The following is a 3,111-nucleotide window of genomic DNA, read 5'->3' on the forward strand; positions in this document are numbered from 1 at the left end:
ACAGCTGGTTCGCTTATCCTAAAACCATCAAACAAGTGGTCACTGATTATCCGCTTCAAGTCATCTGCATGCTTAAACCTACGCGTACAACGTACGGATACAATGGACAAAAGTATAACCTGAAAGATCTCTACAGAGTGCTCAAGAAAAAGCGTGGCCGTGCGAAAATTAAAGCATCTGTCGTTGTCAGCTTAGGATTGAACGATAATAATGAAGACATCCAGGCTAAGATAATATTTGTTCGGGACAATCGCAGAGGCAAGAAAAACTGGCTAGCTCTTCTGTCAACTGACGTTGACTTGCCAGATGAGGAAATCATTCGTTTATATGGAAAACGCTGGCAGATCGAGACCTTCTTCAAATACAGTAAATCTTACCTTAAGCTCTCTAATGAATTTTCTGCTCGTGATTATGACAATATGGTTGCCCATACTGCGGTTGTTTTTACCCGGTATATGATGTTCGCCTTAATATCCCGTGAAGAGAAGGATCCGCGCACCATCGGTGAGCTGTTTTATTTGTGCTGTGATGAAATGGAGAACATTCGATTCGCGCAATCGCTGTTTCTCGTAATGGCCTGTCTGAAAGAGACATTAATGAACGAGTTAGTACTATCTGAACAACATGTTCAAGACTTGTTAGATACCATCTTTGATAGTTTACCGGAACTCTTCAAGCCATTTTTAAAAGAAAATCAGCTGAATCAAATATCAAAAGCGGCATAATAATCGGTACCAAGTCAATGACACCAAGGGTCAAAGGCTATTTTTTAACTGCAAAACTTGAGTAATTAATTTTAGAAAATTACTTTTTAAGGAGAATTAGCAATGGAAATTTTAATGTCTGTAATTCCCGGTGGAAAAAAGGGTAAAGTTGGAGAAATTCACGTAACCATTGGTAGCAAAGTTTCTGAGGGCGACTCATTAGCGGAGGTCGAAACAAGTAAAGGAAACCGAACAATAACGGCCAATCAAGATGGTGTCATCAATCAAATTCACATTGAAGAAGGAAGTGAAGTTTCTTCTAAGCAAATATTATTTGAAATAGAGTCCATTCAAGAAAGTGACGAAAAGAATGATACAAGTGAACAAAAAGCGGATGGCGAACAACCTATAAACGAGGTGACAACGGACTTACTCATTATTGGCGCTGGACCAGGAGGATATGTGGCAGCTATTTATGCCGCTAAAAAAGGACTCGATGTCACACTTATTGAAAAAGAAGATACCTTAGGTGGAACTTGCTTAAATGTAGGATGTATTCCAACAAAAGCTCTTGTTAAATCGGCAGAGATTTGTGATAACGTGAAAAACAGTTCTTTATTTGGCATTGAATCAGATTCAGATCTAAAGATCAATATGAAACAAATCATTGATCGAAAAGATGAAGTCGTCAATCAATTAGTATCTGGGGTTTCATTTTTAATGGAGAAGAACAAGATTCGTGTCATTCAGGGAACAGCATCTTTTCTATCAGATAACAAAGTCATTGTAAATGGGAAGGATACATCCCATATTTCAGCAAAAGATACCATTATAGCTACAGGCTCTAAGATTTCTCATGTTAACATTCCTGGTGTTGAACTTCCTTTTGTGATGAACAGCACGGATGCACTGGCATTAACTGAATTGCCAAATAGCATAACCATTATTGGTGGCGGTGTAATTGGCATGGAATTTGCCTGTATTTATCGCAATCTCGGAGTAGAAGTTCATGTACTAGAATTTATGGATCATGTTCTTGATATCCTAGATGATGACTTATGCGAAGAAATCGAACGTCTATCCGAGCAAAAGGGCATTCATATTCATACACAAGCCAAAGTAACCAAAATTCAACAAGCTAATAATGGACAAGCAATTATAACCTACGAAACAGACGGTAAAGAACAACTTTTAGTTAGTGAAAAAGTGCTTGTTGCTATTGGCCGCGAACCAAATATTGATGGACTGAATCTCGAAGAAATAAAAATTCGTATGGACGAAGCTAGAAATGGGATTGCCGTTAATCAGAAGATGCAGACAAATATTAAAAATATCTATGCGATCGGTGATGTGACTAACATTATCCAACTTGCTCATGTCGCGTCACATCAAGGAATCCACGCTGTTAATAATATACTTGGTGAAGAGTCAGATATGGATTATTCAGCAGTTCCTAATGTCATCTTTACATCGCCAGAAATAGCTACCGTCGGTCTGCAAGAATACGAATGTAAAGATAAAAAACTAGATTATAGAGTAAGTAAGGTTTCATTTTCAAGTAACGGAAAGGCCTTAACGATGAATGAGTCTGATGGTTTTATTAAACTCATTAAAGACAACAAAACAAGTGAAATTATTGGAGGTTCTATCATTGGACCAGATGCCTCTTCTTTAATTAGTAGCCTTACGATTGCAATTACAAATGGACTTACCGAGCAACAAATTACAAAAACGATCTTTGCTCACCCGACTACCGCAGAGGTTATTCATGAAGCAGGGTTTGATTTAAATATTGGGGCACTACATGAAGCATAAGACCACCCTCACTACAACTAAAGTGAGGTTTTTTCTTCATCTCACATTTATCATCCTAGTATGAGTGAAGTAGGGGTTATTATATTCAACCTGCATTATTCATAACTTGATTTTTTTATAGGTACTTTCCCTGTAAAATGCCAAAAACAAATGACAGTCAGGACGATTTAATACTTATACCTAAATAAGTGTGGTTGCCCGCTAAATTCTCGTTTAAAATTACCCTTGTTTTTCCACTTTGCTTAAAAATGGACAGACTTATCCCGCAAGATGATCTTAGTTTTTTGAAATTATGAACGGCTATTAATTGGGTCACTCAATAAGCGGTATGCCTTGAATTTTTTTAAGAGTGAACCAAAATTGTTTTTTGTATAAACAACTGCTACACAATTTGAATGTGGTATAACGGGCTGTATTGACTACTTTACCTGCTATTTTGATCAGCTGGATTCTAACGGTTCCTACGGTGCTTTTACTCATACTTCTAGGTAAGCAGAGTCGGCGAAACCAATTCGCAAAATTGTAGGCGAGTAAGGCAATTTGTAGCTTTGTCGCATTTGTGTAAAAGTCAGGACTACTTAATTGGTCGAAC

At 37.5% G+C, this 3,111-nt stretch carries 3 protein-coding genes; 2 read left to right on the forward strand and 1 reads right to left on the reverse strand.

Going from position 1 to position 3,111, the window contains the following annotated elements; all coding sequences use genetic code 11:
• Both ACYQ2O_RS11375 and lpdA read left to right on the forward strand, forming a co-directional pair.
• On the forward strand, positions 1-725 hold a 725-nt coding region (locus ACYQ2O_RS11375), incomplete at its 5' end, for an IS4 family transposase (protein ID WP_459771244.1).
• 102 nt (positions 726-827) lie between these two features.
• Entirely contained in the window at positions 828-2,519 is a 1,692-nt protein-coding gene (gene lpdA / locus ACYQ2O_RS11380; protein ID WP_459771245.1) for a dihydrolipoyl dehydrogenase, read from the forward strand.
• Between the two features lie 312 nt (positions 2,520-2,831).
• On the opposite strand, the gene ACYQ2O_RS11385 is transcribed toward lpdA, so the two are convergent.
• Positions 2,832-3,111, reverse strand: a 280-nt coding sequence (locus ACYQ2O_RS11385) for a transposase (RefSeq protein ID WP_459771247.1), incomplete at its 5' end; no start/stop codon positions are given.

The sequence above is a fragment of the Alkalibacterium sp. m-11 genome (assembly GCF_054658155.1).